General features: G+C 73.6%; 24 protein-coding genes. 7 read left to right on the forward strand and 17 right to left on the reverse strand.

The features are described from left to right. Window positions 1-12 precede the first annotated feature (12 nt). The 5 genes from ACZ7JA_RS26975 to ACZ7JA_RS26995 form a co-directional block, all read right to left on the reverse strand. Window positions 13-987 (reverse strand): DNA polymerase Y family protein, encoded by a 975-nt coding sequence (locus ACZ7JA_RS26975; RefSeq protein WP_351671019.1) that lies wholly within the window; start codon window positions 985-987, stop codon window positions 13-15. Further along, entirely contained in the window at window positions 984-4,484 is a 3,501-nt protein-coding gene (locus ACZ7JA_RS26980) for a DNA polymerase III subunit alpha (RefSeq protein ID WP_470810837.1), read from the reverse strand. Before ACZ7JA_RS26980 ends, ACZ7JA_RS26975 begins: the two co-directional genes overlap by 4 nt. A 217-nt stretch (window positions 4,485-4,701) precedes the next feature. Next, entirely contained in the window at window positions 4,702-5,784 is a 1,083-nt protein-coding gene (locus ACZ7JA_RS26985) for a S1 family peptidase (RefSeq protein ID WP_389304603.1), read from the reverse strand. A gap of 393 nt (window positions 5,785-6,177) precedes the next feature. Next, the gene (locus ACZ7JA_RS26990) at window positions 6,178-7,080 is read right to left on the reverse strand and encodes a S1 family peptidase (RefSeq protein WP_351671013.1); all 903 of its coding nucleotides are present in this window, start codon (window positions 7,078-7,080) and stop codon (window positions 6,178-6,180) included. Window positions 7,081-7,523: 443 nt separating this feature from the next. Continuing rightward, the gene (locus ACZ7JA_RS26995) at window positions 7,524-8,687 is read right to left on the reverse strand and encodes a DUF5685 family protein (RefSeq protein ID WP_470810840.1); all 1,164 of its coding nucleotides are present in this window, start codon (window positions 8,685-8,687) and stop codon (window positions 7,524-7,526) included. A gap of 311 nt (window positions 8,688-8,998) precedes the next feature. On the opposite strand from ACZ7JA_RS26995, the gene ACZ7JA_RS27000 reads away from it, so the two are divergent. After that, entirely contained in the window at window positions 8,999-9,436 is a 438-nt protein-coding gene (locus ACZ7JA_RS27000) for a cell division protein SepF (protein ID WP_351671008.1), read from the forward strand. A 37-nt stretch (window positions 9,437-9,473) separates the two neighbouring features. Here the strand turns inward: ACZ7JA_RS27000 and ACZ7JA_RS27005 are convergent, their stop codons facing one another. Together ACZ7JA_RS27005 and ACZ7JA_RS27010 are read right to left on the reverse strand one after the other, a co-directional pair. Beyond that, window positions 9,474-10,664 (reverse strand): acyl-CoA dehydrogenase family protein, encoded by a 1,191-nt coding sequence (locus ACZ7JA_RS27005; protein WP_351671005.1) that lies wholly within the window; start codon window positions 10,662-10,664, stop codon window positions 9,474-9,476. A gap of 102 nt (window positions 10,665-10,766) precedes the next feature. Further along, the gene (locus tag ACZ7JA_RS27010; RefSeq protein ID WP_470810843.1) at window positions 10,767-12,395 is read right to left on the reverse strand and encodes an MFS transporter; all 1,629 of its coding nucleotides are present in this window, start codon (window positions 12,393-12,395) and stop codon (window positions 10,767-10,769) included. A 258-nt stretch (window positions 12,396-12,653) separates the two neighbouring features. Between ACZ7JA_RS27010 and ACZ7JA_RS27015 the strand changes: the two genes are divergently transcribed. Next, window positions 12,654-13,970: a hypothetical protein gene (locus ACZ7JA_RS27015; RefSeq protein ID WP_470810845.1), complete on the forward strand. Its 1,317-nt coding sequence runs from the start codon at window positions 12,654-12,656 to the stop codon at window positions 13,968-13,970. Window positions 13,971-14,206: 236 nt separating this feature from the next. Then, window positions 14,207-15,229, forward strand: a complete 1,023-nt coding sequence (locus tag ACZ7JA_RS27020; RefSeq protein ID WP_351670996.1) for a phosphatase PAP2 family protein — start codon at window positions 14,207-14,209, stop codon at window positions 15,227-15,229. Window positions 15,230-15,335: 106 nt separating this feature from the next. Here ACZ7JA_RS27020 and ACZ7JA_RS27025 read toward each other — a convergent pair whose 3' ends face one another. The 3 genes from ACZ7JA_RS27025 to ACZ7JA_RS27035 all read right to left on the reverse strand — a co-directional run bounded on the left by ACZ7JA_RS27025 (window position 15,336) and on the right by ACZ7JA_RS27035 (window position 17,574). Further along, window positions 15,336-15,551: an I78 family peptidase inhibitor gene (locus tag ACZ7JA_RS27025; RefSeq protein ID WP_351672776.1), complete on the reverse strand. Its 216-nt coding sequence runs from the start codon at window positions 15,549-15,551 to the stop codon at window positions 15,336-15,338. A 297-nt stretch (window positions 15,552-15,848) separates the two neighbouring features. After that, entirely contained in the window at window positions 15,849-16,850 is a 1,002-nt protein-coding gene (locus ACZ7JA_RS27030; protein ID WP_470810848.1) for a helix-turn-helix transcriptional regulator, read from the reverse strand. Between the two features lie 73 nt (window positions 16,851-16,923). Next, the gene (locus tag ACZ7JA_RS27035; protein ID WP_470810850.1) at window positions 16,924-17,574 is read right to left on the reverse strand and encodes a LysM peptidoglycan-binding domain-containing protein; all 651 of its coding nucleotides are present in this window, start codon (window positions 17,572-17,574) and stop codon (window positions 16,924-16,926) included. 537 nt (window positions 17,575-18,111) lie between these two features. Between ACZ7JA_RS27035 and ACZ7JA_RS27040 the strand changes: the two genes are divergently transcribed. Together ACZ7JA_RS27040 and ACZ7JA_RS27045 are read left to right on the forward strand one after the other, a co-directional pair. Beyond that, window positions 18,112-18,897, forward strand: a complete 786-nt coding sequence (locus ACZ7JA_RS27040; protein WP_351672782.1) for a hypothetical protein — start codon at window positions 18,112-18,114, stop codon at window positions 18,895-18,897. An 80-nt stretch (window positions 18,898-18,977) separates the two neighbouring features. Continuing rightward, window positions 18,978-19,367: a hypothetical protein gene (locus tag ACZ7JA_RS27045; RefSeq protein WP_351672784.1), complete on the forward strand. Its 390-nt coding sequence runs from the start codon at window positions 18,978-18,980 to the stop codon at window positions 19,365-19,367. A 66-nt stretch (window positions 19,368-19,433) separates the two neighbouring features. On the opposite strand, the gene der is transcribed toward ACZ7JA_RS27045, so the two are convergent. From der to aroH, 5 genes are all read right to left on the reverse strand, one after another. After that, window positions 19,434-20,912, reverse strand: a complete 1,479-nt coding sequence (gene der / locus ACZ7JA_RS27050; RefSeq protein WP_351672786.1) for a ribosome biogenesis GTPase Der — start codon at window positions 20,910-20,912, stop codon at window positions 19,434-19,436. Between the two features lie 76 nt (window positions 20,913-20,988). After that, complete coding sequence (locus ACZ7JA_RS27055) at window positions 20,989-21,576, reverse strand: lysophospholipid acyltransferase family protein (protein ID WP_470810890.1); 588 nt, start codon at window positions 21,574-21,576, stop codon at window positions 20,989-20,991. 53 nt (window positions 21,577-21,629) lie between these two features. Then, on the reverse strand, window positions 21,630-22,322 hold the full coding sequence (cmk, locus tag ACZ7JA_RS27060; RefSeq protein WP_351672788.1) for a (d)CMP kinase: 693 nt from the start codon (window positions 22,320-22,322) through the stop codon (window positions 21,630-21,632). A 107-nt stretch (window positions 22,323-22,429) separates the two neighbouring features. Next, window positions 22,430-23,515, reverse strand: coding sequence for a prephenate dehydrogenase (locus ACZ7JA_RS27065; RefSeq protein WP_470810854.1), 1,086 nt, complete (start codon window positions 23,513-23,515; stop codon window positions 22,430-22,432). Continuing rightward, window positions 23,512-23,874, reverse strand: coding sequence for a chorismate mutase (gene aroH, locus ACZ7JA_RS27070; RefSeq protein WP_351672792.1), 363 nt, complete (start codon window positions 23,872-23,874; stop codon window positions 23,512-23,514). The genes ACZ7JA_RS27065 and aroH overlap by 4 nt, the downstream gene beginning before the upstream one ends. Window positions 23,875-24,105: 231 nt before the next feature. On the opposite strand from aroH, the gene ACZ7JA_RS27075 reads away from it, so the two are divergent. Together ACZ7JA_RS27075 and ACZ7JA_RS27080 are read left to right on the forward strand one after the other, a co-directional pair. Continuing rightward, a complete protein-coding gene (locus ACZ7JA_RS27075) occupies window positions 24,106-24,504 on the forward strand; it encodes a Rieske (2Fe-2S) protein (RefSeq protein WP_351672794.1) in 399 nt (132 codons plus the stop codon). A gap of 21 nt (window positions 24,505-24,525) precedes the next feature. Further along, window positions 24,526-25,239 (forward strand): nucleotidyltransferase domain-containing protein, encoded by a 714-nt coding sequence (locus ACZ7JA_RS27080; protein WP_351672795.1) that lies wholly within the window; start codon window positions 24,526-24,528, stop codon window positions 25,237-25,239. Here the strand turns inward: ACZ7JA_RS27080 and ACZ7JA_RS27085 are convergent. Further along, window positions 25,236-26,258, reverse strand: coding sequence for an ADP-ribosylglycohydrolase family protein (locus ACZ7JA_RS27085; RefSeq protein ID WP_470810857.1), 1,023 nt, complete (start codon window positions 26,256-26,258; stop codon window positions 25,236-25,238). The two genes, ACZ7JA_RS27080 and ACZ7JA_RS27085, sit on opposite strands and share 4 nt — an antisense overlap. Beyond that, window positions 26,255-26,983 (reverse strand): NUDIX hydrolase, encoded by a 729-nt coding sequence (locus ACZ7JA_RS27090; protein WP_470810860.1) that lies wholly within the window; start codon window positions 26,981-26,983, stop codon window positions 26,255-26,257. Before ACZ7JA_RS27090 ends, ACZ7JA_RS27085 begins: the two co-directional genes overlap by 4 nt. Window positions 26,984-26,990: the final 7 nt, after the last annotated feature.

Genomic DNA, 26,990 nt, shown 5'->3' on the forward strand with positions numbered 1-26,990 from the left:
CGCGCCGGGGAGTCAGGCGGCCAGCGTCCCCGGCATCACCGCCCGAGGGCCGAACTTCGCCCGGGCGCGGTCCGCGACCTCCTCGATGCGGCGGACCTTCTCGTCCACCGGGTCGAAGGTGAGCTGGTGGGCGGCCTGGTCGGCGGGGGTCAGACCCTCGGCGCGCAGGACGAGAGCCCGGACCCGGGCGCGCTGCAGGCCGAGCGCCTCGTACATGCCGTAGGCCGCCCTCGTCAGGGCCGCCGAGTGCGCGGTCGGTTCCGCCAGGGTGCGGCTGCGGGTGGTCGAGGTGCGGTCGGCGTAGCGCACGGTGAGGGTCAGGGTGCGGCAGACCTTCTCCACCGCGCGCAGCCGGGCCCCGATCTCCTCGGCGGCCGACAGCAGCGCCCCGCGGTGCCGGCCGGGGTCCAGCTCGTCGAGGTCGAAGGGGCGTTCGGCGGCGAGGGAGCGGGAGACAGCGTTCGGCACGACCCGGCCGCGGTCGACGCCGTTCGCCCGCTCGCGCAGCTCGCGGCCCGCCTTCGCGCCGATCAGCCGCTGGAGCGTGGACAGGGGCGCGCCGGCCACCCGGCCGAGCGTGTCCAGGCCGTACTCGCACAGGGTGCGGGCGGTCGCCGGGCCCACGCCGGGCAGCGCGGCCACGGGCCGGCCGGCGAGGAACTCCGCGATGGCGTCCGGCTCGTCGGGGACGGCGCGGGTCACCCCGGGGCGGGCGTCGCGCAGCGCCATACGGGCCAGCATCGGGCCCGGTCCGGCGCCGATCACGCAGTCGACGCCGTGCAGCGCGAGGGCGCGGACCCGGATCACCGAGGCCAGTTCCACCGCGCCGCGCCCGAAGTACCTTTCGGCGCCCCGGAGATCGGCCAGCGCCCCGTCCGGCGGCAGCGCCTCCACGACCGGGGTGAACTCCTCCAGCAGCCCGATCAGGCCGGGCAGGGCCGCCTCGTGCATCGGCGGCAGATGGAAACGTACGCAGAGGATGGTCATCCCGCACTCCCCGGACTCTGGTGCCACAACTTCCTTCCCACCGCGGGCCCTTCGCCCGCGGGGCGCAGATCGGCCCAGGGGTGCATCTCGTACCCCGTGGGCATGCGGATCGTCCGGCCCTCCATCGGGTCGCGGGCCGCCGAACCGGCCGGCCGGGGCAGCCCGTCCGAACCGGCGACGCGGGCCCGGGACGGACCGTCGCCGTCCCGCGGCGCGGGGCCGTCCGGCGCGGGGCCGGGCGGACCGGCGAGCCGGGCCGCGACCCCGTCGAGGCCCTCCGCGCGGCGCACCTCCAGCAGTTCGGCGAGGTTCCAGGCGGCCGAGCCCACCACGCTGAGGCTGCGCGGGCCGCGCCGCTGCACCACACCGCGCACCAGCAGCAGCCAGGAGTGGAAGACGGTGTGCGCGCAGGCGTCGTGGGAGTCGTCGAAGAAGGCGAGGTCGACCAGGCCCGTGCCGTCGTCCAGCGTGGAGAAGATGACCCGCTTGCCGGACCGGATGGGCGGCGTCTGGGTGGCCGCCTTGGCGCCCGCGACCAGCACCGTCTCCCCGTGCCTCGCATCGCGCAGCCGGCGCGCGGACACCACGCCCAGCTCCTCGAGGAACTCCCGGTGGTCGTCCATCAGATTGCGCGAGGCGTCCATGGACAGCACGCCCAGCTCGGCGCTGAGCCGCTCCTCCGGGGTCAGGTCGGGCAGGCCGGCCGAGGCGGTCTTGCGGCCCCCGGCGAGGGGGAGCTGTCCCCCGCCGCCGCCCCGGGCGCCCCGGTGCAGCTCGGTCAGGTGAAGTTGCAGGTCACGGCGGTTGGCGCCGAACGCGTCCAGCGCGCCCACCTGGGCCAGCCGCTGGGCGAGCGGGCGGCTCGGGCGAGCCCGCTCCCAGAAGTCCAGCAGGGAGGCGTACGGCTGCCCGGCCGCGATCCGCTCCGCCTCGGCCTCGCTGATGCCGTGCACGTCGCTGAGCGCGAGCCGCAGTCCCCACACCCCTGATTCAGACACCAGTTCGATCCTGTGTGCGACCCCGGACACGTTCACGTCCAGCGGCAGGACCGGCACCCCGCGCCGCCGGGCGTCCGCCAGCAGCAGCCGCTTGGGGTACATCCCGGGGTCGTGCGTGAGCAGCCCGGCGTAGAAGGCGGCCGGGTGGTGCGCCTTCAGCCACGCCGACTGGTAGGTCGGCACGGCGAAGGCGACGGCGTGGGCCTTGCAGAAGCCGTAGGAGCCGAAGGCCTCGACGATCTCCCAGGTCCGCCGGATCGTCTCCGCGTCGTATCCGTTCGCCGCCGCGGCCTGCGCGAACCACACCTTGATCCGCCCCTGCGACTCCGGGTCGGACAGCCCGCGCCGCACCCGGTCCGCCTCGCCGCGCCCGCAGCCGGTCAGGACGGAGACGATGTCGATGACCTGCTCGTGGAAGACGACGACCCCGTACGTGTCCTTCAGCGCCGCCTCCAGGTCCGGGTGCGGGTAGCGCACGGGCGCCCGCCCGTGCCGCGCCTCGATGAACGGCCGCACCATGTCGGCGGCGACCGGCCCCGGCCGGAAGAGGGAGATGTCGACCACCAGGTCGTGGAAGGTGCTCGGCTGCAGGCGGCCCACCAGGTCCCGCTGGCCCGGCGACTCGATCTGGAAGCAGCCCAGCGTCTCGGTTGACCGGATGAGCCCGTACGTCGCCGGGTCGCCCGGCGCCACCGCGTCCAGGTCGATCCGCTCCCCCGCGGCCCGCTCCACCTCCGCGACCGCGTGCGCCATCGCCGACTGCATCCGCACGCCCAGCACGTCCAGCTTGAGCAGCCCGAGGTCCTCCACGTCCTCCTTGTCGAACTGCGACATCGGCAGCCCCTCGCCGCTGGTCGGCACCACCGGCGTACGGGCGAGCAGGGAGGCGTCGGACAGGAGCACCCCGCACGGGTGCATGGCGACCCCGCGCGGCAGCGCGTCGAGGCCCTCGACCAGCTCCCAGAGCCTGCCGTACTTCTCCTTCTCCCCCGCCAGCTCCTTCAGCTCGGGCAGTTCCTCCAGTGCCGCGCGGGCGTCCCGGGCCCGGATGTGCGGGAAGGACTTGGCCACCCGGTCGATCTCGGCCGGGTCCATGGACAGCGCGGCGCCCACGTCCCGGATGGCGTGCCGCACCCGGTAGGTCTCGGGCATGGAGACGGTCGCGACCCGCTCGGTGCCGAACCGGCCGATGATCGCCCGGTAGACCTCCAGCCGGCGCGCGGACTCCACGTCGATGTCGATGTCCGGCAGGACCACCCGTTCCTTGGACAGGAAGCGCTCCATCAGCAGCCCGTGCTCGACCGGGTCGGCGTGCGCGATGCCGATGAGGTGGTTGACGAGGGAGCCGGCGCCGGAACCCCGGGCGGCCACCCGGATCCCCATCTCCCTTACGTCGTCGACCACTTGGGCGACGGTGAGGAAGTAGGAGGCGAATCCGTGGTGGGCGATGATGTCCAGCTCGCGGTGCATCCGCTCCCAGTACTCGCGCCGGCCGCCGTGACCGAGCCGCACCATCCCGGCCGCCGCCCGCGAGGCGAGCGCCCGCTGGGCGGTGCGGCGGCCCGCGCCCACGAGGTGCGCCTCGGGGAAGTGGACGGTGCCGATGCCGAGGTCGTCCTCGGGGTCGACCAGGCACTCGGCGGCCGTGGCCCCGGTCTGCTCCAGCAGCCGGCGGGCGGTGTCGCGCCGGTAGCCGGCCGCCTCCACCACCCGCTCGGCGACCGCCAGCATGGCCTGCGCGTCCTTCAGCCAGGCCTCGCCCGAGTCCAGCTCCTTGCGGGGGTCGATCGGCACCAGCCGGCGGGCGGCGTCCAGCACGTCGGCGACCGGCCCCTGGCCGGGGTCGGCGTAGCGGACGGCGTTGCTGAGTACCGGCCGGACCCGCTGCTCGGCGGCGAAGCCGACGGTACGGGCGGCCAGCCGCAGGGAGCCGGGGCCGGTGCCCGCGCGGCCGTGCCAGACGGCCTCCAGCCGCAGCGCGTCACCGTAGACCTCGCGCCAGGGGGCGAGCAGCCTCGCGGCCCGGTCGGGGCGCCCGGCGGCGAGCGCGCGGCCCACGTCCGACTCCGGCCCGAGCAGCACGGTCAGGCCGTCGCCGTGGTTGCCGGACCAGGGGAGCAGCGGCGTCCCCTCGCCCTCGTGCGCCGCCGTGACGATCCCGCACAGGTCGGCCCAGCCGCGGGCGCCGTCCCGGGCGAGGAAGGTCACCCGGGGGGTCGACTCGTCGATGAAGGCGCCGCCCCGCACCGGGGTGCGGCGCCTCTCGCGCCGGGCGCCCTCCGGTCCGGCCACCGCCAGGTTCACGCCGAACAGCGGGCGGACCCCCTCCCGGGCGCACGCCTTGGCGAAGCGGACCGTCCCGGCGAGGGTGTCGCGGTCGGTGAGGGCCAGGGCGTCCATGCCCCGCTCCCCGGCGCGCCCGGCCAGCCGCTCCGGGTGGGATGCGCCGTACCTCAGGGAGAACCCGGAGACGGTGCGCAGATGCGCGAAACCCGGCACACGCACCTCCCGCACTCGTGAGTCCCGAACGGCTCTCGAACATCAGTTCCCTACTCCGTCATCCACCATACCCTCATTCTCGAACAAGTGTGCGACATCGCGGGGACCCCCTCCCACCTGCGCAAACGCCGCTCCGGTCGAACATCCGGGCCCTGGCAGCACGAAGTCCCGCCCTCGCGCGCGGGGGCGGGACTTCGGCAGGCGGGCGTGGTGCGGGTCAGCCGATCTGCGAGCCCGTGGCGGACAGCGCCTCGGTGACCGGCTGGAAGAAGGTCTCCCCGCCGGAGGTGCAGTCGCCGCTGCCGCCGGAGGTCAGGCCGACGGCCTTGTCGCCGGAGAACAGCGAGCCGCCGCTGTCCCCGGGCTCGGCGCACACGTCGGTCTGGATCAGACCGCTGACCGTGCCCTCGGAGTAGTTGACGGTGGCGTTCAGACCGGTGACCGTGCCGTCGTGGACCTGGGTGGTCGAACCGCTGCGGGTGACCTTCATGCCGACGGTGGCCTCGGCCGCGCCGGTGATCGGCTGGGCGGAGCCGTTGTACAGGTCGACCTCGCTCGGGTGGTCGACCTGGGCCGTGTACTTGACCAGACCGAAGTCGTTGCCGGGAAAGCTGGACTGCTCGTTCTGGCCGATGACGCCGCCCGAGGAGTCGGACCAGCTCGAGATGGCCTCGGTGCAGTGGCCCGCGGTCAGGAAGTACGGCTGCCCGCCCTTGACCACGTTGAAGCCGAGCGAGCAGCGCCCGCCCGAGCCGCTGATCGCGTCGCCGCCGGCGACGAAGGGCTCGTACCGCCCCTTGGACCGCTTCAGCTCGGCCTTGCCGCCGAGCCCGTCGACGACCTTGCCCAGCCTGCTCCACTCGGCGCCGGAGACCGTCGCGTCGGCGGTGACGACGACCTTGTTGGTCACCGGGTCGGTCGCCCAGGAGGTGCCCGGGATGGTCGCGTCCCGCTTCAGCGTCGAACGCGCGCCGTCGAGTTCGGCGAGCGAGTTGGCGACGACTCTGGCCTTGGCGCCGGCCGCCTCGACGGTCCTGGCGGCCGCGGCGTCCAGCACGTTGACGACGAGGCTCTTGGCCCGGGCGTCGTAGTAGCTGCCGGCCGCGCCGGACCCGAGGTCCCGCACGAGCGCCGAAGAGAGCTTTCCGGCCGCCGGTGCGGACAGGGTCCGCGCCTGCGGGGCGGACTCGGCGGGCTCGCTGGCGTTCGCACTCTGGAAGGTGAACCCCGCTGCGACCAGTGCGGCGACTCCCGCGCCGGCCACGGCGATCCGCCGCCCGGGTATGCGTCGGTGCTTCAACTCACGTCCTCCTGTGGGGGATCGGCTCCGCGGGTTGTGGGGACCGCGCGGGCCGGAAGGCTGGTTGACGGGCGCCCACTCTTCCGAACCGCACAGGGAGCACACAAGGTCGACTTCAGGACGCGCGTGCGGAGGACGCGTACGCCCCCGTCCCGCCCGGGAGTTCACGGCCACCCCCGGGAATTCGCACTGCAAACACCCGGTGCGAGCAACGACTCTGCGGACAGTGACCGTCGCCGCTGGCCGGAATTCGATCCTCCGCATCGGGACCCGGAGGCGGGCGCACGAAAGCCCCCGCACGCGTGGAGCGTGCGGGGGCCCGGTGCCGTCACGTCGCCGTCACGGCCGCGTCCGGCCGCGGGGACACGGGAGGCGGTCCCGTCGGGATCCGTCCTAGTAGACGTGGACTCCATAGGCGCTCAGCGCCTCGGTGACCGGCTGGAAGAAGGTCGTGCCGCCGGAGGTGCAGTTGCCGCTGCCGCCCGAGGTCAGGCCGTACGCCGTGCTGCCGCCGTACAGCGGGCCGCCGGAGTCGCCGGGTTCGGCGCAGACGGTGGTCTGGATCAGGCCGTAGACGACGTCGCCGCCGCCGTAGTTGACCGTGGCGTTCAGCGCGGTGACCCGGCCGCTGTGGGTGCCGGTGGTGGATCCGCGGCGGTAGACGGTCGTGCCGACCGAGGGCGTCGCGGCGCTGGTGATGTCCTGGCTGCCCACGGCGCCGGACTTGGTCACCGAGCTGTTGGTGTAGCGCACGATGCCGTAGTCGTTGCCGGGGAAGCTGGAGCCGGCCGTGGTGCCGAGCGTCGTCGAGTGCGAGGAGTTCGACCACCAGGTGCCCGCGCCGTCGGTGCAGTGACCGGCGGTCAGGAAGTAGTAGTTCCCGCTGGAGTCCTGGACGTTGAAGCCCAGGGAGCAGCGCCAGCTGCTCGCGTAGATCGCGTCGCCGCCGGAGATCAGCTTGTTGAACTTGCCGGCCGTGTGCTTGACGACGAGCGCGCCCGCGTTGCCGCCGGCCTGCCGCTTGATCTTGGCGATCTCGGCCTGGGACACCGTGCTGTCGACGGTGACGACGACGCGGTTGGTCTTGGCGTCCACCGCCCAGGCCGTGCCGGGGACGTCGGCCTGGAGGACGGAGTCGCTCGCCCTGGTGAGCTGGTTGGCGCTGAACGTGTGGGCGTCGCTGGCGTTCGCGGTGGGGGCGGCGAACGCTGCCGCGGCCAGGAAGCCGGTCGCCACGGCGGTCAGCCGGGTCCGTCTTGCGGTGCCGCTGCGGGGAGTGGTGCGCTTGATCCTCACGTTGCATTCCCTCCCAGGGGAAGTCGAGGGCCCGCGTGGGGTCGGGGCCCGGTGAGGCGCAGTCGGGAACTCGTTCGGGGTACCGAACATCGCTCATGTTCCTGACAAGCGCTGAGGGGGAGTATTCGGCCGAACGGCCGGTCGGCACAAGGGTGCCTTTCGGCCGTCAAGCTTTGAACCACCTATGCGCGCCGCCCTCTTGACACCTGCTCAGGGCCGGGGTGGCCCGCGCACGCCGCGCAGGGACCGGCGGGCGGCTCCACCCGCCCGTTCCGGCCAGGGCGATGGCGGGTTCACCGGCGCGGACGGGGTCGCACGGGCGTGCGCCGGCGTCCTCTCGGCCACGACCGGGCCGCGGGCCCCGATGACGGCGGCGGCCCCGGTCCCGCCCTCGGCCGCCCTCGTCCCGGGCATGGCCGGAATTCACCCCTCCGGATGGTCCCCTAGCAGTCGCAGCAGGAACAGCACTCGCAGCATTCGCAGCACTGGCAGGCCTCGCAGCACGAGCAGTCGCAGTTTCCGCACCAGCCCTCGCGCTTCTTCCGGGACCAGGGGCCCTCGTACTCGTCGGCGCAGCACACCTTGCAGGTGCAGCACACCCCCAGGGCGGCCGCGCACCCGGCCCAGAAGCCCCGCTTGTCCGGGCGCGGCGGCTCGCCGCCGAAGGGGGCGCCGTACGGATTGCCCGGCGCCGGCGGCGCTTGGTGCCCCGGGGGCGGCCCGAAGGAGGCCTCGGGCGCGTGCCCGCACGCGTGGTCGCCGAACGCCCGGTCCACCGAGCGGCCCAGCTCGTGCGCGAGCAGCAGGTGGACCAGTTTGCCGTCGGTGAACTCCGCCTCGCGCAGCGCCAGCCGGATGCCGTGCAGGGCGTCGTCGGCGAGCCGGCGGGCCTCGGTGAGCGGGGTGCCGGTGGCGGTGAGCGGGTTCCAGGCGCCCGAGCGCGCGTCCGCCTCCTGATCCTCCACGGCGTCCAGCAGGTGCGCGAGCCGGCCGAAGAGGCGGCCGGCCTCGGCCAGCGGCTCTGCGTTGCCCGGCCGGCCGGCCAGCACGGCGGTGTGCGCGAAGGCGGCCGCGGTCGCCGTCTCGGTCGGCTCGGTGACGGTCAGCAGCGGTGTGCCGAGCCCCGCGAGGGTCTCGATGCCGGTCTGCCGGTCGACGGCGTCGACGAGGACGCCGGTGTCGAAGCCGACGGCGGCGCCGCTGTGCGCCCCGGCCCTGCCCCAGCCCGCCGCGACCCGGCGCGCCGCGAGGGCGACCGGCCTGCGGGCCAGCAGCCCGTCCCGGTCGGCGACGTGGTCGCGCACCTTGGCGGAGGCGAGGACCAGCGAGACGGCCGCGGCGAGCCGGGCGCCCTCGCCCTGGGCGACGGACGCCGTCCGCATGCCGCGCAGCGCGCACGGCCCGGCGGTGCGCCGGGACCCCTCGACCGGACCGGCCTGAGCCTCCGTCAGGACGGATATCAGCAGGCCGTCGTAGTTGGTCACGACGCGGGCGAACTGTCCGTGGTCACGGCGCAGGGCGAGACACAGTCCGCACAGGTGCGCCATCCACTGGGCCCTCAGGCCCTCCCCCAGCCGGTGACTGCACGGCCGTACGATTCCGAACACGCCGATCCCCCGTGATGTGCCGTGAACGCGAGCCGGGGCATCGTATCGGCCGACTGTCGGCTCGTATCAGGTATGCCGTTCACCCATACGCTCCGTGCATCACCCATACGCCAACGACAATCATATTTCACTCACAGTCAGCAGCCGTATGAGTCATGACCCTTGGGGTACACGGGCTCTCGACGTATCCGCTGTGCACCAGTACCGTCACAAACCCCCCGCGCGGCGTCTATCCACTTGGCGCACCGTCCGCATCATGGATGACCATAGGGATGCCGAAAGCAAGAAGACAGCTGTGAGAGGAGGCGTCCATGGGATCGGTACGCAAGGCGAGTGCGTGGCTCGGCCTCGTCGACGACAACGATGACGAGCGTTACTACGACGACGACTACTCCGAGGGCACCGAGTCCGCGGACGCCTGGGTCACGGACCCCCGGGTGAAGGTGGCCACGGACACGGCCGAGGAGAAGGGCCGCCGGATCGGCACGGTCACCCCGGACAGCTTCCGGGACGCCCGCGCCATCGGTGAACTGTTCCGGGACGGCGTCCCGGTCATCATGAACCTCACGGCGATGGAGCCCTCCGACGCCAAGCGCGTGGTCGACTTCGCGGCCGGGCTGACCTTCGGCCTGCGGGGCACGATCGAGCGGGTCGCGACCCGGGTGTTCCTGCTGACGCCGTCGAACACCGAGATCGTCAGCGGTGAGCCGGCGGCCCGCCGCGAGGACGGATTCTTCAACCAGAGCTGAGGCGGGGCCGCTCACCGGCCCCGCCCCCTCCGGGAGCTCACCGGAAGGCGTCGAGCCCGGTGAGCGCCTTGCCCAGCACGAGCTGGTGCATCTCGACGGTGCCCTCGTAGGTGAGCACCGACTCGAGGTTGGTCGCGTGCCGCATGACGGGGTATTCCAGGGAGATCCCGTTGGCGCCGAGGATCGTCCGCGCCGTACGGCAGATCTCGATGGCCTCGCGGACGTTGTTGAGCTTGCCGAAGCTGACCTGCTCGGGACGCAGGCGGCCGGCGTCCATCCGCCGCCCCAGATGGTGGGCGAGCAGGATCCCCTTGTGCAGTTCCACCGCCATGTCGGCGAGCTTGGCCTGGGTGAGCTGGAAGCCGCCGATGGGCCGCCCGAACTGCTCCCGGGTCTTCGCGTACTCCACGGCCGCCTCGAAACTGCTGCGCGCGGCGCCCATCGCGCCCCAGACGATGCCGTAGCGGGCGTGCGAGAGGCAGCCGAGCGGCCCGCGCAGGCCGGTGACCTCCGGCAGCACCGCGTCGGCGGGCAGCCGTACGTCGTCCAGGACGAGCTCACTGGTGACGGAGGCGCGCAGGGACCACTTGTGCTTGATCTCCGGCGCCGAGAAGCCCGGGCGGTCGGTCGGCACGACGAACCCGCGGATGCCGTCCTCGGTCTGCGCCCAGACGACGGCCACCCCGGCCACCGAGCCGTTGGTGATCCACATCTTGCGGCCGTTGAGCACCCAGTCGTCGCCGTCGCGCTTGGCGTGGGTGCGCATGGAGGCGGGGTCGGAGCCGTGGTCGGGCTCGGTGAGCCCGAAGCAGCCGATCACCTCGCCGGCGGCCATCCGCGGCAGCCACTCGCGCTTCTGCTCCTCGCTGCCGAACCGGTGGATCGCGTACATCGCAAGGGAGCCCTGCACGGAGACCAGGGAGCGGATGCCCGAGTCGGCCGCCTCCAGCTCCAGACAGGCGAGCCCGTACTGCACCGCCGTGGCGCCGGCGCACCCGTAACCGGTCAGGGACATGCCGAGCGCGCCGATGCCGCCCAGCTCCCGGGCGAGCTCCCGGATGCCGGGCAGCTCGCCCTTCTCGTACCAGTCGGCGACGTACGGCAGCACCCGGTCGGCCGCCCAGCCGCGGACGGTGTCCCGGATCGCCAGGTCCTCCGGGTCGAGCAGGTCGTCGATCCCGAGCGGGTCGGCGGCGTCGAACGGGGGCAGCTTCGCGGACGCGGACATGGGACACCCTCCGGAACACTGGAACTCACCAAAAACTAGCAGCGCTAGTTACGTCTCTCGGGCGACGTTACGGTGCAGTGTCCCGCACGTCCAGAGCGGGGGTCAGGCCGACACCTTCGGCTGCTGCGGCTCCCTCGGGGAGGGCACCGCGCCCACCGCGGGGGTCTCGTCCGCGCCCTGCTCACCGCACTGCATGATCCGCGGCAGCCGCAGCGCCATCATCGCGCCCAGCAGCAGCAGCCCGGCGCTGACCAGCAGGGTCACGTGCAGCCCGTGCACGAAGGAGTCCCGGGCGGCCCGGCGCAGGGCCTCGCCGGCCGGCCCGCCCAGACGCCCGGCGATCTCGTAGGCCTCGCCGAGCGAGTGGCCGGCCGCGCGTGAGGCGTCCGGGGGGACGCCCGGCACCGCGGCGAGGCCCGGCGCGTAGGCCTTGTTCATCACGCTGCCGAGCAGCGCGATCCCGATGCCGGCGCCGAGCTGGTACGAGGTCTCGCCGATCGCCGCAGCCCCGCCGGCCTGCTCGGCCGGGGCCTCGCTGAGCATCGACTCGTAGGCGCCGAAGAGGGTGGTCTCCAGGCCGAAGCCGAGCAGTACGAAGCCGCAGAGCAGCAGCCGCGCGTTGTCCTCGCCGCCCATCGCGGTCAGGGTCGCCACCGCGGCCGCGGTGAGGCAGAAGCCGGCGCCGACCATCCGCCGGGGTCCGAACCGGCGCAGCATCCGGGCGCCCGCGAGGCCCGCCGCCATCGCCGCGACCGTCAGGGGCAGCAGCCGCAGCCCCGTCCGCAGCGGCGACAGACCCAGCACGAGTTGCAGGTATTGCGCCGCGATCAGCTCCAGGCCGACCAGCGCGAGCATGGCGAGCACGATGCAGCCCACCGAGGTGCTGAAGGCCGGCCGCCGGAACATCCGCAGGTCGACCAGCGGGTGGGTCCGGCGCCCCTGGCGCCGGACGAAGAGGTACAGCAGCGCCGCGCCGAGCAGCAGCGGGGCCACGGTGAACGGGCTCGCGGCGGACTCGCCGCCGCCGAGCCGCTTCACGCCGAGGACGACGCCGAACAGCCCGGCCGCCGCCATCAGCGCGCCCGTGACGTCCCAGGGGCCTTCTCTCTCGCCCCGGGACTCGGGCAGCAGCATGCGCCCGATGGGCAGGCTGACCAGCATCAGCGGGATGTTGACCAGGAAGACCGAGCCCCACCAGAAGTGCTCCAGCAGGAAGCCGCCGAGCAGCGGGCCGACGGCGGCGCCGACGGCGGCGACCGCGCTCCAGACGCCGATGGCCAGCGCGCGTTCGCGCCGGTCGGGGAAGACCTGGCGGAGGATCGACAGGGTCGCGGGCATGATCATCGCGCCGCCGACACCGAGCAGCGCGCGGGCGAGGATCAGCGTCTCGGCGCTCGGCGCGAAGGCGGCCACCGCGGAGGCGACGCCGAACAGGGCGTAGCCGAGGAGCAGCACGCGTCTGCGTCCGATCCGGTCGCCGAGCGTGCCGAAGAGGATCAGCAGCGAGGCGCAGACCAGCGGGTAGACGTCGACGATCCAGAGCAGCTCCACGGCGCCCGGTCTGAGGTCCTCGGTGACGGCGGGGACCGCCACGTGCAGCACGGTCGCGTCGAGGGCGACGAGCAGCAGACTGAGACAGAGGACGACCAGGACGACCCAGCGGTTGGCACCGGCACCGGTCCCGGCCTCCCGACGGCGCGGCGGAGCGGCAGCCGTGGTCGTCCCGGACATGTACGTACCTCCCAGATGATCCCTCGCGTGCGGCGGATCGGCGGAGTGGGGACTCTCCGTCGTACGGCCGGAGAGGAGCGGGGTCTCCGGCCCGCGCAAACCCACGCGGGTGACTCGCCAGCGTACGCGAGTCCGTCGTGGGCACACGTGGCGGACCTCTCACACGCGGGACCGAACCCGTGTGGCGTACGCCACCTCGTACGACGTGGGAGCGCCCGGCGGGCGGACCGGTTCCGGACCCGGTCGATAATCGGGCCCGTGACCGACCTTGCGACGCGCGCGGCCCCGGCCCGCGGCACCCTCCCGCGCCGGGCGGCCCCGGCCCTCCTCGGGTACGCGGCCGTCCGTGTCCTCGGCCTGCTCGTGCTGGCCGCGTGGAGCGCCGCGCGCGGCAGCAGCGCGCTCACCCTGCTGGGGGCGCGCTGGGACTCCCTCTGGTACTCCCGGGTGGCCGGGCTGGGCTACGGCTACGAGGTGCGCCTGCCGAACGGCGACGTCCACTCGAACCTCGCCTTCTTCCCGCTGCTGCCCTGGCTGGAGCGGCTGCTGCACGGCGTCACGCCGCTGTCGTACGCGCACGCCGGCCTGGTGGTGTCGCTGCTCGCCTCGCTGGCCGCGGCCGGGGGGATCTTCGCGGTCGCGGAGTGGGTGTACGGGCCCCGGGCGGGGGTGTGCGCGGTGCTGCTGTGGGCGGTGCTGCCGGTGGGGATCGTGCAGTCGATGGCGTACAGCGAGTCGCTGTTCACGGCGCTGGCCGCCTGGTCGCTGTACGCCGTGCTGACCGGACGGTGGGTGACGGCGGGTGTGCTGGCGGCGCTGGCGGGGCTCACCCGGCCGGTCGGGCTGGCGGTCGTCGCGGCGGTGTGGGCGGCGGGCGTGCTCGCCTTCCTGCGCGAGCGGGGCGCGCGCGACGCACTGGCCGGCGGCCGTGCTCCTGAACCGGCGGCCGGGGTGCACGCCGGGCGCGTGGCGCACACCGGAGGCGCGGACGGGCCGGCGTGCGCGCACTCCACGCCGGAGAGCGCGCGGGATGCGACACGCGCCCCGTCCCGCACCCCTCGCGCTCCCCTCGCGCCCGCTTGGCGCCGCGTTCTCGGGCTGCTCGTCGCCCCGCTGGGCGCGGCCGGCTACGTGCTGTGGGTCGGCCACCGCACCGGCGGGGGGCCGCTCGGCTATCTGGACGTGCAGGCCGGCTGGCGCAACGGGTTCGACGGCGGCTACGCCTTCGCCCGCTTCGTCGCCGCCAAGTTCACGTCGTTCCCGGCGGCCCTCGCCGGCGCGGGCCTGATCGTCGGGGTGGCCCTGCTTGTCCTGCTCTACGTGACCGGCGTACGGCAGCGCCAGCCCCTCCCGCTGCTGGTGTACACGGGGGTCGTGCTCGCCCTCGCCCTGTGCGCGTCGAGCTACTTCGGGTCGAAGCCGCGGCTGCTGATGCCGGCCTTCCCGCTGCTCTTTCCGCTCGCCCGCGCCCTGGCCCGGTCCCGGACCTCACGATCGGCCCTGGTCACGGCGGGCCTGGCGGTGGCGGCGGCGGTGTACGGGGCGTTCTGGCTGAACGGCTCCGGTCCGCCGTGATCGGCTCCGGCGGCCGATGAGCGCACCCTGAATTCCACGCCATGATTCGGTGAACGAATTCATAAGGGCCATATAACCGCCGCCCGGAATGATCAAAGGAATTGCAGGAAGCAGGTTCACCGGATTGCGGAATCCTTGAAATTCGGCGGCTCCTGAGAGGTTTCCCACATCACATCGTCATCACAAAGCCGCTGTTTCGACCGGGAACAGAGCGCACTCACTGTAACGTCGATCGGGTGCGTACCGAACTAAACCTCACCCGGCGTCTGGACCGGGTGTTCGCCAGGCTGGACCGTGAGCCGGAACGGCCGGCCCACCTCGACGTGCCGCGGATGAGCCGGCACCGGGTCGTGCTGTTCACCGCGACCCTCGCCTTCTACCTGGCGATCGTCTGGGCCGTGGTGATCACCTCCTGGCTGGTCCGGCTCGACTGGCAGGTCATGTTCTTCCGGCCGTACCAGCAGTGGTCGGAGATCCACTGGTTCGTCGACTACTACGTGGTGCTCGGCCAGCGCGGCCCCACCGCCGTGATGGTCGCCGCCTGGCTGGGCTGGCGCTCCTGGCGGCAGCACACGCTCCGCCCGCTGCTGACCCTCGGCGCCTCGCTGCTGCTGCTCAACATCACGGTCGGCGCCGCCAAGTACGGCATGGGCCGGCTCGGCCCGCACTACGCCACCGTGATCGGCTCGAACGAGATGGGTCTCGGCGGCGATATATTTCCCAGCGGCCACACCGCGAACGCCGTGGTGACCTGGGGAATCCTCGCCTATCTGGCCTCCACCCCGACCGCGCGCCGCTGGCTGTCCGCGATCTCGGCCGTGACCTCGCTGGGCGTCGGGATGGCCACCGTCTACCTCGGTACGCACTGGCTGAGCGACGTGCTGCTGGGCTGGGCCGCCGGCCTGCTGATCCTGCTCGCGCTGCCGTGGTGCGAACCCGTGATCGCCCGCACCGAGACCGCGATCTTCGACCTGCGCGACCGCTGGCGCGCCCGCCGCGGCCGTACCGCTCCCGCGCCGGCCGTGCCGGTCCCGGTGGTGCTCAAGCCGCGCACCGCGCCCGCCGAGCAGCCCGCTCCGGCCCGTGAGCCGGTGGCGTCGGTGCGCGGGCCCCGGACGCCGGTCCATCTGGCCCCGGGCCCGCACACAGCGCGTTCCGAGCGCACTCCGGTCACCCCGGCGGGCAGCCGCAGGCCGCCGCACGCCGACCGGCTGCCGCGCGGCGCCTCCCAGCCGGCCCGTCCGGTCTCGGGCGGCTGACCCCGTCGAGGCGGCGGGACCCGGTACGCACGACCGACCCCCGCCGCCACGGCGAAGGCCCCGCTCCCGGTCCGGGAGCGGGGCCTTCGCCGTGGCGGCGGGGTGGTCAGCCCTTCCAGGCGCGGGCCACCCGGCCGTCCCGCACCTCGAAGTTCAGCCGGCCCACCCGGTACTCCATGGTGATGACCGTGCCCGGCGGCAGTGACCGTACCGTCGACCACCCGCGCCGGCGGGCGAGCCGCTCGGCGTTCGGGGCTTCGAGGCCGACGTACCCGTCGGGACTGTCCTGGGGCTCCGCTGGCGGAGTGGGAATGGGTGCCATGCGGCCACGCTAGGCCGCTTCGGGCGGCGACGGAAGCGCCGGGACGGCGAGCCTCGCGGCCCCCTCCTGTCACGCTTCTGTCACAGGTTCCCGGACCGGTTTTCTTCGAACTCCGTCACACGATCGGGGGTTTCCACGCCGTTCGCCGGGGTATTCGAACAGAATTCTCGCGCGCCGGAACACCCTCCCGAATTGTCCGGCACAAAGCTTCCCGGGGCATCGTCCGGAGCAGGTCCGCGGCGTGATTCCGCTCCGAATCCCGGGCGGCGCCGGGAGGGCTGACGCCGCATGGGAAATTCATGGATTCGCCGGGCCGCCCGCCCGCGGTCCCGTCGACCGGGCCAGGGCCCCGTCGAGCCGGTCGCGGATCCTCCTGATCGACTCGGTCAGCCCGGCGGGCTCCAGCACCTCGAACGGGAAGCCGGTCATCATGATGTGAATCACCATCACGTCCAGGCTCGGCGCGCCGCTGCGCAGGACGCAGGCGTCCGGGCCGTCGGCCTCCAGCGTCCCGGCGGACGGTGAGATCCGCTCGGCCGCCTCGTGCAGCGGCACCAGCAGCCGCACCGCGGACCGCTCGGCGTACGCGCGCGTGGAGACGCCCTTGGAGACATAGGCCGCGAGGTCCCCGGCGGGCGGCTCCCGCGGGGTGAAGCGGGGCCCGTGCGGCGGCCGGGGGGTGATGCGGTCGACCCGGAAGGTCCGCCAGTCCGCCCGGTCCACGTCCCAGGCGACCAGGTACCAGCGGCGCTCGGTGCAGACCAGCCGGTGCGGCTCCACGGTCCGGCGGCTCGCGGCGCCGTCGTGCGTGCGGTACTCGAAGCGCAGCCGCTCGGCGTCCCGGCACAGATGGGCGATCTCGGTGAGCAGCGCCGGGTCGACCGGGGAGGCCGGCGGGCCGCCCTGCAGCATCGGCACGGTGAAGACGTTGAGCGCGCCCACCCGGCGGCGCAGCCGGTTCGGCAGCACCTGTTCCAGCTTGGCCAGGGCGCGTACGGAGGTCTCGCCGATGCCCTCGATGCCCTGTCCCGCCGCGGTGCGCAACCCGACGGCCACGGCGACGGCCTCGTCGTCGTCCAGCAGCAGCGGGGGCAGCTCGGCGCCCGCGCCGAGCTGGTAGCCGCCTCCGGTGCCGGGGCTGGCGTTGACCGGGTAGCCCAGCTCGCGCAGCCGGTCCACGTCCCGGCGGACCGTGCGCGGGGTGACGCCGAGCCGGTCGGCGAGTTCCGCGCCGGACCACTCGCGGTGGGCCTGGAGCAGCGAGAGCAGACGCAGCAGTCGAGCCGAGGTCTCCAACATGGGGCCGAGTGTGCCAGCCGATGCGGACAGCCGCTGTCCTCGACGGGACAGCGGCTGCGGGGCCGCGGCTCGCTCAGAGCGCCAGGCGCCGGCCGGGCACGATCAGGTCCGGGTCGTCGCCGACGACGCCGCGGTTGGTGGCGTAGATCCGCTGCCAGGTGGTGCCGTGCCGGGCGGCGATGGTGCTCAGGGTGTCGCCCTCGCGGACGGTGTAGCCGCCGCGGGCCGCGCCGCGGCCGGTGTGGGCCGACGTGCGCTCGGGTTCCGCGGCCGGCGCCGGCTTCGTCGTCGCGCCGCTCTTGGCTTCCGCCCCCGAGGCGGCCGGGGCGTTCCCGGTGGCCCCGGCCCGGCCCGAGCAGACCGGCCAGGCACCCCAGCCCTGGGCCTGCTGGACCTTGGTGGCGACGGCGATCTGCGCGTCGCGTGAGGCCTGGTCGGCCGTGGGGGCGTAGGCGCTGCCGCCGTACGCGCGCCAGGTGCCGGCGGAGAACTGGAGGCCGCCGTAGTAGCCGTTGCCGGTGTTGATGTGCCAGTCGCCGCCGCTCTCGCACTGGGCGATACGGTCCCACACCCCGTTGTCGGCGGCGGTCGCGTCGCCGGTGGCGGTCAGCAGCCCCAGCGGGGCCAGCAGCGCGGCTCCGGCCAGGGCGGCCGCTGTCGTACGGCTCCTGCGGGCGCCGTCGGGGCGGGTGGTGCGGCGGGTGTTGTCGGCACAGTCGGACATGTGACTCCTTCTCCACGGACCCGGGCTCCCCCGGACGGAGCGCGCCTCGCCGCGCAGGACCACGGCTCATCGCGCCCGCCCCGTCCACCGCGGCCGGTGCGGCGATCCTGCTCTGCCTTGCCGGCCGGCGGACGTACCCGAGCGGTGCGTCTGCACACGGCGGAGGAATCTAGAGAGACCGGACGGCCCGTTTCAACCAAATCGCCTTCGTTCCAGGCCAGTTGGCGGTTACCTCAGGTACCGGCGATTTTCGGCCAGCCCTTTCGTACCTTGATTTCCTGATTTTTCGACCACAAGGACGACCGGCGCGTGACCCACTTCACTCATTCAAGTGCCCGACATTTACGCGGACTTGACGCTGAGTGCCCGGTTCCGCACCGGTGGTGACCCTGTGCGGTGGATGGTTCGATTCCGTTGCTCCGGGGGCGTGACCCCCACCACAGGACGCCCGTTGTCTTCTTCATGAGCCCGGAGCACCGGGGCTCAGCGGCCGGGAGCCACCCGGCCGACCCAGCACCGCATCCCGAGGGAGCCACCGTGCCGCGCATGCTCGACGTCAGTGACGCAGTACGCGCCGAGATCGGCGACGAAGAAGCCGACCGGCTGCTCGCCGGAGAGAACGCCCCGGGCAGTTACGACTGCACGTCCTGCCGCACTCCGGGCGACTCCGAGCAGGAGCGCACCAGCACCGTTCTGTTCGTCGGCGACGAGACCGCCGTCCTCGCCTTCGCCCACGCCGGCTGCCTGCCCTCGCAGGTCGTGCAGGTCACCGAGGAGCAGTTGCAGGGCGCCGTCCGGTCCATCGGCGGCCGCCCGACCGCGGACGGCGGCCCGCAGCGGTCCGTCCCCGAGCAGGCCGTGCTCGGCGTGACCAGCGGACTGGTCCTGATCGAGGGCGAGTTGCACCCCGCGCTCGTCGTCGAGCCGACGGCGCCCATCGTGCGCCCCGGCTCCTTCGGCGCCGGCGACGACTTCCTGCCGCTGCTCATCGAGCAGGGCTTCATGCCGGTGATGGAGCTGGCGTCGGTCCCGCCGGTGCTGCACGGCTGGTCGGTCCTGCTCGCGATGGGCCAGCTCCACGCGGTGCTCCAGCCCGGGATGGGCGGCGGCCAGCCGGTCGCCTGGTGGCAGGCGCACCAGCCGCTGCAGGTGACGGACAGCTGGCGGGCCGCCGCCAACAAGCACCAGCAGGTGCTGATGTTCGCGGCGCCGGTGGGGTCCATCGGACGGCAGCCCAGGGAGGACCTGCTGCGCGACTCCCTCGACCGGGCGGCGGCGAGCGGGAAGCTGGTGGCGGCGGCGCTGCCGCTCGCGGGCACCTGAGATCCGTCCGGCGGCGGGCCGGGAGCACGCCCCGACTCGTACGACCGCATCCCTTTCAGATTCCGGTCGTTTGGACATACGTGCACGCATACGACACCCCTCCTCCCCGCCGGTCCTCCTTCGCCTCCGTTCCGTCCGCCCGGGCGGGGGAGGGTTCGGTCGCGCCATCGGCCACGCCGATCTACGACTCGCTCTACGCGGAGTGGGTCAAGGCCTTCCGCACGCTGCCGGGCGACCGCAGTGGCGAGGAGGAGCTGGGGTTCTGCGCCTTCGGCCACACCCCGCACAGCACCGGCTCGTACCGCGTGACCTCCTACAGCGCCTACAGCGCGGGGGCGTACAGCGCCCGGCAGGGCGGCGGTCAGCAGCAGCCGCAGTGGCAGCGGGTCGGCACGCTGGGGCGGCAGCAGGACACCGGGATGCACCACGTCCCGGCGGGGCTGCCGCCCGCTCCCCGGCGCGGCGCCTGAGGCATGGCAAAGGGCGGCCCCCCGGTTCTCCGGGGCAGCCGCCCTTTCCCATGCCTCAGGGGCCGGTCACTTCTTCTTGCCGCGCTTCTCGCGCACCCGCACGGAGATGTGGAGGGGGGTGCCCTCGAAGCCGAACTCCTCGCGCAGACGGCGCTCGATGAAGCGCCGGTAGCCCGCCTCGATGAAGCCGGAGGCGAAGAGGACGAACCGCGGCGGCTTGGTGCCGGCCTGGGTGCCGAACAGGATGCGCGGCTGCTTGCCGCCCCGGACCGGGTGCGGGTGGGCCGACACCAGCTCGCCGAGGAAGGCGTTCAGCCGGCCGGTGGGCACCCGGGTCTCCCAGCCGTCGAGGGCGGCCTCGATCGCCGGGACCAGCTTCTCCATGTGCCGGCCGGTCCGGGCCGAGACGTTGACCCGGGGCGCCCAGGCGACCTGGCCCAGTTCGGTCTCGATCTCCCGCTCCAGGTAGTAGCGGCGCTCCTCGTCGAGGGTGTCCCACTTGTTGAAGGCGAGGACGACCGCGCGGCCCGCCTCCACCGCCATGGTGACGATGCGCTGGTCCTGGACCGAGATGTTCTCGGAGGCGTCGATGAGGATGACGGCCACCTCCGCCTTCTCGACGGCGGCCGCGGTGCGCAGCGAGGCGTAGTAGTCGGCGCCCTGCTGGAGGTGGACCCGCTTGCGGATGCCCGCGGTGTCGACGAACTTCCAGGTCACCCCGCCCAGCTCGATCAGCTCGTCGACCGGGTCGCGGGTGGTGCCGGCCAGCTCGTTGACGACGACGCGCTCCTCGCCCGCCACCTTGTTCAGCAGGGAGGACTTGCCGACGTTGGGGCGGCCGATGAGGGCGATGCGGCGCGGGCCGCCGACCGCGGCGCCGAAGGTCTGCTCGGGCGCCTCGGGCAGCGCCTCCAGGACGGCGTCCAGCATGTCGCCGGTGCCGCGTCCGTGCAGCGCGGAGACGGGGTGCGGCTCGCCGAGGCCAAGGGACCAGAGGTAGCTGGCGTCGGCCTCGCCGCTCGGCCCGTCGACCTTGTTCGCGGCCAGCACGACGGGCTTGCCCGCCTTGCGCAGCAGGCGCACGACCGCCTCGTCGGTGTCGGTGGCGCCGACCTTGGCGTCCACGACGAAGACGACCGCGTCGGCGGCCTCGATCGCGTACTCGGCCTGCGCGGCCACGGAGGCGTCGATGCCGAGGACGTCCTGCTCCCAGCCGCCGGTGTCGACCACCTTGAAGCGGCGGCCCGCCCACTCCGCCTCGTAGGTGACGCGGTCGCGGGTGACGCCGGGCTTGTCCTCGACCACGGCCTCGCGGCGGCCGATGATCCGGTTCACCAGGGTCGACTTGCCGACATTGGGACGGCCGACGACGGCGAGCACGGGCAGCGGGCCGTGGCCCGCCGCCTCGATGGCGCCCTCGACGTCCTCGATGTCGAAGCCCTCTTCCGCGGCGAGCTCCATGAACTCCGCGTACTCGGCGTCGCCGAGAGCCCCGTGGTCGTACTCGTGCTCAGCCGAGTCGCCGGGCTGGGTCTGGTCGTTCATGAAGTCCGTACCTCGTCGTTCATCGTGGTGATCGGTGGAGCGGCCCTGGTGGGCTGATCCACTACTCAAGTGTGGCTCAGCGCCCGGTGAGGCGCCTGGCGTTTTCCAGGTGGCCGGTGAGCTGCTTCTGGATGCGCTCGGTCGCCTCGTCCAGCGCCCTGCGCGTGCGCCGCCCCGACCCGTCGCCCGCGTCGAACGGGTCGCCGAAGACGACGTCGACGCGCGAGCGCAGCGGGGGCAGCGCCTTTATCAACCGGCCGGGCCGCTCGGTGCTTCCCAGTACGGCCACGGGCACGATCGGCGCCCCGCTGCGCACCGCGAAGTACGCGAGCCCGGCCCGCAGCGAGGCGAAGTCGCCCTCGCCCCGGGTGCCCTCCGGGAAGATGCCCAGCACTCCCCCGGCCTCCAGCACGCCGAGGGCCCGGGTGATGGCCGTGCGGTCGGCGGAGGCGCGGTCCACCTTGAGCTGGCCGATGCCGGTCAGGAAGGCGTTCAGCGGGCCGACGAACGCCTCCTTCTTGATCAGGAAGTGCGTCGGCCGGGGCGAGACGCCCATGACCATCGGGCCGTCGATGTTGTGCGAGTGGTTCACGGCGAGGATCGCCGGACCGCTCGCGGGCAGCTTCCAGGCGCCGAGCACGCGCGGCCGCCACAGCCCGTACATCAGGCCGACGCCGATGCGCCGCCCGGCCTCGGCGCCCCGCTCCGACGGAAGGCTCACTTCCCGGCTCGCTTCTCCTCGACCAGGGTGACGACGCACTCGATGACCTGGGCGAGGGTGAGCTCGGTGGTGTCCACCTCGACCGCGTCGCCGGCCTTGGCGAGCGGAGAGGTCTTGCGGCTGGAGTCGGCGGCGTCCCGCTTGATCAGGGCCTCGCGGGTGGCCTGCACGTCGGCGTCCTTCAGCTCGCCGCTGCGGCGGGCCGCACGGGCCTCCGGGGAGGCGGTGAGGAAGATCTTCAGGTCGGCGTCCGGCAGCACCGTCGTGCCGATGTCCCGGCCCTCGACCACGATGCCGCGCTCGGCGCCGACGGCAAGCGAGCGCTGCAGCTCGGTGATCCGGGTGCGCACCTCGGGCACCGCGCTGACCGCGCTGACCTTGGAGGTGACCTCCTGGGTGCGGATCGGGGCGGCCACGTCGACGCCGTCGACCGTGATGGTCGGGGCGGACGGGTCGGTGCCGGAGACGATCTCCGGCTTGCCCGCGACGGCGGCGATGGCGGTCGGGTCCTCCAGGTCGATGCCGTTGGTCACCATCCACCAGGTGATGGCGCGGTACTGGGCGCCGGTGTCGAGGTAGCTCAGGCCGAGCTGGGCGGCCACGGCCTTCGACGTGCTCGACTTGCCCGTGCCGGAGGGGCCGTCGATCGCGACGATCACGGGCTTGGCGGTCGGGGCGCCGTTTTCCACGGGGACACCTTCCTGGTGCGGTGCGGTGCGGGGGCAGGGGGCCGGAGCGCGAGAGCGCCCCGCACAAGGTTACTGGGTTCGGGTGACCCCGGCGGACGCCCGCCCGCCTACTGCCGCAGCGCCCAGCCCCGCTCGCGCAGCGCCGTCGTCAGCACGGGCGCCGCCTTGGGCTCGACCAGGAGCTGCATGAGACCGGCCTGCTGCCCCGTCGCGTGCTCGATCCGGACGTCCTCGATGTTGACCCCGGCCCGTCCGGCGTCCGCGAAGATGCGGGCGAGCTGGCCGGGCTGGTCGTCGATGAGGACGACGACGGTCTCGTACACGCGCGGCGCGCTGCCGTGCTTGCCGGGTACCCGCACCTGGCCCGCGTTGCCGCGGCGCAGCACGTCCTCGATGCCCGAGCCGCCCTCGCGGCGCTTGTCCTCGTCGGAGGACTGCAGGGCGCGCAGGGCCCGGACCGTCTCCTCCAGGTCGGCGGAGACCTCGGCGAGCAGGTCGGCGACCGGACCGGGGTTGGCGGAGAGGATGTCGATCCACATCCCGGGATCGGAGGCGGCGATCCGGGTCACGTCCCGGATGCCCTGCCCGCACAGCCGCACGGCCGCCTCCTCGGCGTGCTCCAGGCGGGCCGCGACCATGCTGGAGACCAGGTGGGGCATGTGGGAGACGAGGGCCACGGCCCGGTCGTGGGCGTCGGCGTCCATGACGACCGGCACGGCCCGGCAGTGCGAGACCAGTTCCAGGGCGAGGTTGAGGACCTCGGTGTCGGTGTCCCGGGTGGGGGTGAGCACCCAGGGGCGGCCCTCGAACAGGTCGCCGGTCGCGGCCAGCGGGCCGGACTTCTCCCGGCCGGACATGGGGTGGGTGCCGATGTAGGCGGACAGGTCGAGGCCGCGCGCCTCCAGTTCGCGGCGCGGGCCCCCCTTGACGCTGGCCACGTCGACGTAGCCGCGCGCGACGCCGCGGACCATGGCGTCCGCGAGGACGCCGGCCACGTGGGCGGGCGGGGCGGCGACGACGGCGAGGTCCACCGGGCCGTCGGGGGCCTCGTCGGTGCCGGCGCCCATCGCGGCCGCCGTACGGGCCTGCGCGGGGTCGTGGTCGGCGAGGTGGACGACGACGCCCCGCTGGGTCAGGGCGAGCGCGGCGGAGGTGCCGATGAGCCCGGTGCCGATGACGAGTGCGGTTCTCACTGGGCGATGTCCTTGCGCAGGGCGGCGGCGGCGCCGAGGTAGACGTGGGCGATCCGGGCGCGGGGCAGGTCCGACTCGATGTGCGCGAGCACCCGGACGACCCGGGGCATGGCGCCCTCGATGTCCAGTTCCTGGGCGCAGATCAGGGGGACGTCGACGATCCCGAGCTTGCGGGCGGCGGCGGCCGGGAAGTCGCTGTGCAGGTCGGGGGTGGCCGTGAACCAAATGCTGATCAGGTCCTCGGCGGTGAGCGCGTTCCGCTCCAGGATCGCGGTGAGCAGCGCTCCGACCTGCTCGTCCATGTGCCCGGCCTCGTCCCGCTCCAGCTGGACGGCCCCCCGGACCGCTCGTACCGCCACGGCGCTGCTCCTTGCTGACATGCGTTTCGTTCCTGGCCCGTCCAGCCTAGTCATGCCCCGAGCGGCCGGGCGCGCGGCGCCCGCCCGCTGAGACGCGGGGCCGACCCGGTGACGGCCGCGGCCCCCGTCCCGCGGCCTCCTTCGGCGGGGGCGCCTTTGGTGGCAAGATGTCACGGATCGCGGCTTTTCTTACTTTCGGTTTCCCCTACTCCCGATGTCCGGAGTGACGACATGACCTACAGCACGACGCGGCGCACGGTTCTCGCGACGGGTGCCGCGGCGCTCGCCACCGGCTGCGGGGGCGGCGGCGGGGGTTCGAAGAGCTCCTCCCCGTCGCCCGGCGGCCAGGAGCTGGCGAGCACGAGCGACATCCCGGAGGGCGGCGGCAGGATCTTCAAGGAGCGGAAGATCGTGGTCACCCAGCCGTCCAAGGGCGACTTCAAGGCCTTCTCGGCGATCTGCACGCACGAGGGCTGCACGGTGAGCAAGGTGGCGGACGGCACCATCGACTGCCCCTGCCACGGCAGCAGGTTCCACATCACCGACGGCTCGGTGGCACACGGCCCGGCGACCCGGCCGCTGCCCGCCGAGACGATCAAGGTGGAGGGAAATTCGATCCACCTGGCGTGAGCGCCCGCGTAGGCTCCGCGGATGCAGCCCGAGGACCTGGTACGCGACCACACGATCTACGCCTGCGTCATGGGTTCGCGGGCGTTCGGTCTGGCCACCGGGGCCAGCGACACCGACCGGCGGGGCGTCTTCCTCGCCCCCGCTCCCCTGTTCTGGCGGTTCGAGAAGCCGCCGGCCCATGTGGAGGGGCCGGGCGAGGAGCGCTTCTCCTGGGAGCTGGAGCGGTTCTGCGAGCTGGCGCTGCGCGGCAATCCGAACGCCCTGGAATGCCTGCACTCCCCGCTGGTGGAGCACGTCGACGACACCGGCCGCGAACTGCTGTCCCTGCGCGGCGCGTTCCTGTCCCGGCGGGTGCACGACACGTTCATCGGCTACGCCCTCGGCCAGCGCAGGAAGCTCGACGCCGACGTCCGCACCACGGGCGCCCCGCGCTGGAAGCACGCCATGCACCTGCTGCGCCTCCTGACGAGCGCCCGGGACCTGCTGCGCACCGGGGAGCTGCGGATCGATGTCGGCGACGAGCGGGAGCCGCTGCTGGCGGTCAAGCGGGGCGAAATCCCCTGGCCGGAGGTCGAGTCCCGCATGGCCCGGCTCGCGGCGCAGACCGAGGAGGCTCTGCGGCGCACCCCGCTGCCGCCCGAACCGGACCGCGCGCGCGTGGCCGGGTTCCTGTTCCGGGCGCGCCGGGACTCGGCCCGCCGGGCGGACGCGTACGAGGAGCCCGAGGGGGCCTAGGCGTCCCAGAGCGCTCCCAGTGCCAGCAGGTCGTCCCGGTACTCGATCCGCCCGGCCCAGTCGGCCGGCCAGGCGTCCGCGCCGAGCCAGGCGCCCGCGAAGGCCCCGGTGAGGCAGGCGATCGAGTCCGAGTCGCCGGAGGAGCAGGCGGCCCGGCGCAGGGCGGTGACAGGCTGGTCGGGGAAGAGCAGGAAGCACAGCAGCCCGGTGGCGAGGGCCTCCTCGGCGATCCAGCCCTCACCGGTGGCCAGGCACGGGTCGGTCTCCGGGGAGACCGTGCGCACGGCCTCCTGGAGGCGGCCGAGCACGTCCAGGCACTCGTCCCAGCCGCGCGCGATGAAGTGCTCGGGACTCGGGTCCTGGGAGCGGGTCCACAGGTCGCCGAGCCAGGTGTGGTCGTAGCGGGTGCGGTTGTCGTAGGCGTAGCTGCGGAGCCGCCCGACGAGTCCGGCCGGGTCGGCGCCGCCGGCGAGCAGGTGCACGGCATGGGCGGTCAGGTCGGAGGCGGCCAGGGCGGTGGGGTGTCCGTGGGTGAGCGCGGACTGCAACTGGGCCGCGCCGGACCGCTGTTCGCCGGTCAGGTCGGGGACGAGGCCGATGGGGGCGACGCGCATGTTGGCGCCGCAGCCCTTGGAGCCGACCCGGCTGGCGTCCTGCCAGGCGCGGCCCTCCTCCTTGAGCAGTTCGCACGCGGTCAGGCAGGTGTTGCCCGGGGCGCGGTCGTTGTCCGGCGACAGGTACCAGTCCACGAACTCCTCGCGCAGCGGCCGCTCCAGCCGGTTCGGGGCGAGGTCCCCGCGCTCCATGGCCGTGCGGAGCCCGCGGCCGACGGCGAGGGTCATCTGGGTGTCGTCGGAGACGCGGGCGCGCTGCGACAGCTCCATCTCCCGCCAGGGCCCGAACATCGAGAGGATGGGCGGCACGGCCTTGAACTCGGTCGGGAAGCCGAGGGCGTCCCCGAGGGCGAGGCCGAGGAGGGAGCCGGTGGCGGCGCGGACGCCGGGACGGGTGGTGGTCATGCGGGGTTTCCTTCCCGGGACGGTCGCAGCAGGGGCGGGTGCAGGGCGGTGGCCGGGCCCGCGCGGTAGAGGGCGGCCGGCTTGCCGCGGCCGCCGGTGAGCCGGGCGGCGCCGGGGACGGGTTCGACGAAACCGGGCGCGGCGAGCACCTTGCGGCGGAAGTTGGGCCGGTCGAGGGCGGTGCCCCACACCGTCTCGTAGACCTGCTGCAGCTCGCCGAGGGTGAACTCGGGCGGGCAGAAGGCGAGGGCCGCGCGGGTGTTCTCCAGCCGGTGGCCGACGCGTTCGTGGGCGTCGGCGAGGATGCGGTCGTGGTCGAAGGCGAGCGGCCCCGCCGAGCCGTACGGCAGCCAGCGGGCCTGGGCCGCGTCGCCACCGCCGCGGGGCTCGGGCGGGTCGGGCAGCAGCGCGGTGAACGCGACGGAGACGACCCGCATCCGGGGGTCGCGGCCCGGCTCGCTGTAGGTGCGCGACTGCTCCAGGTCCAGCCCGGAGACGTCGTCCAGGCCGGTCTCCTCGGCGAGTTCGCGCCGGGCGGCCGTCTCCGCGGACTCGTCGGGCAGCAGGAAGCCGCCGGGCAGCGCCCACCGGCCGGCGTACGGCTCCTGCCCGCGCTCGACGAGCAGCACGTGCAGCGCGCCCTCGCGGACGGTCAGGACGGCGAGGTCGACGGTGACGGCGAAAGGCTCGTAGGCGTGCTTGTCGTAGCCCTGCAGCACGGACACCCCCTTT

Source organism: Streptomyces sp. NPDC038135 (assembly GCF_055601245.1).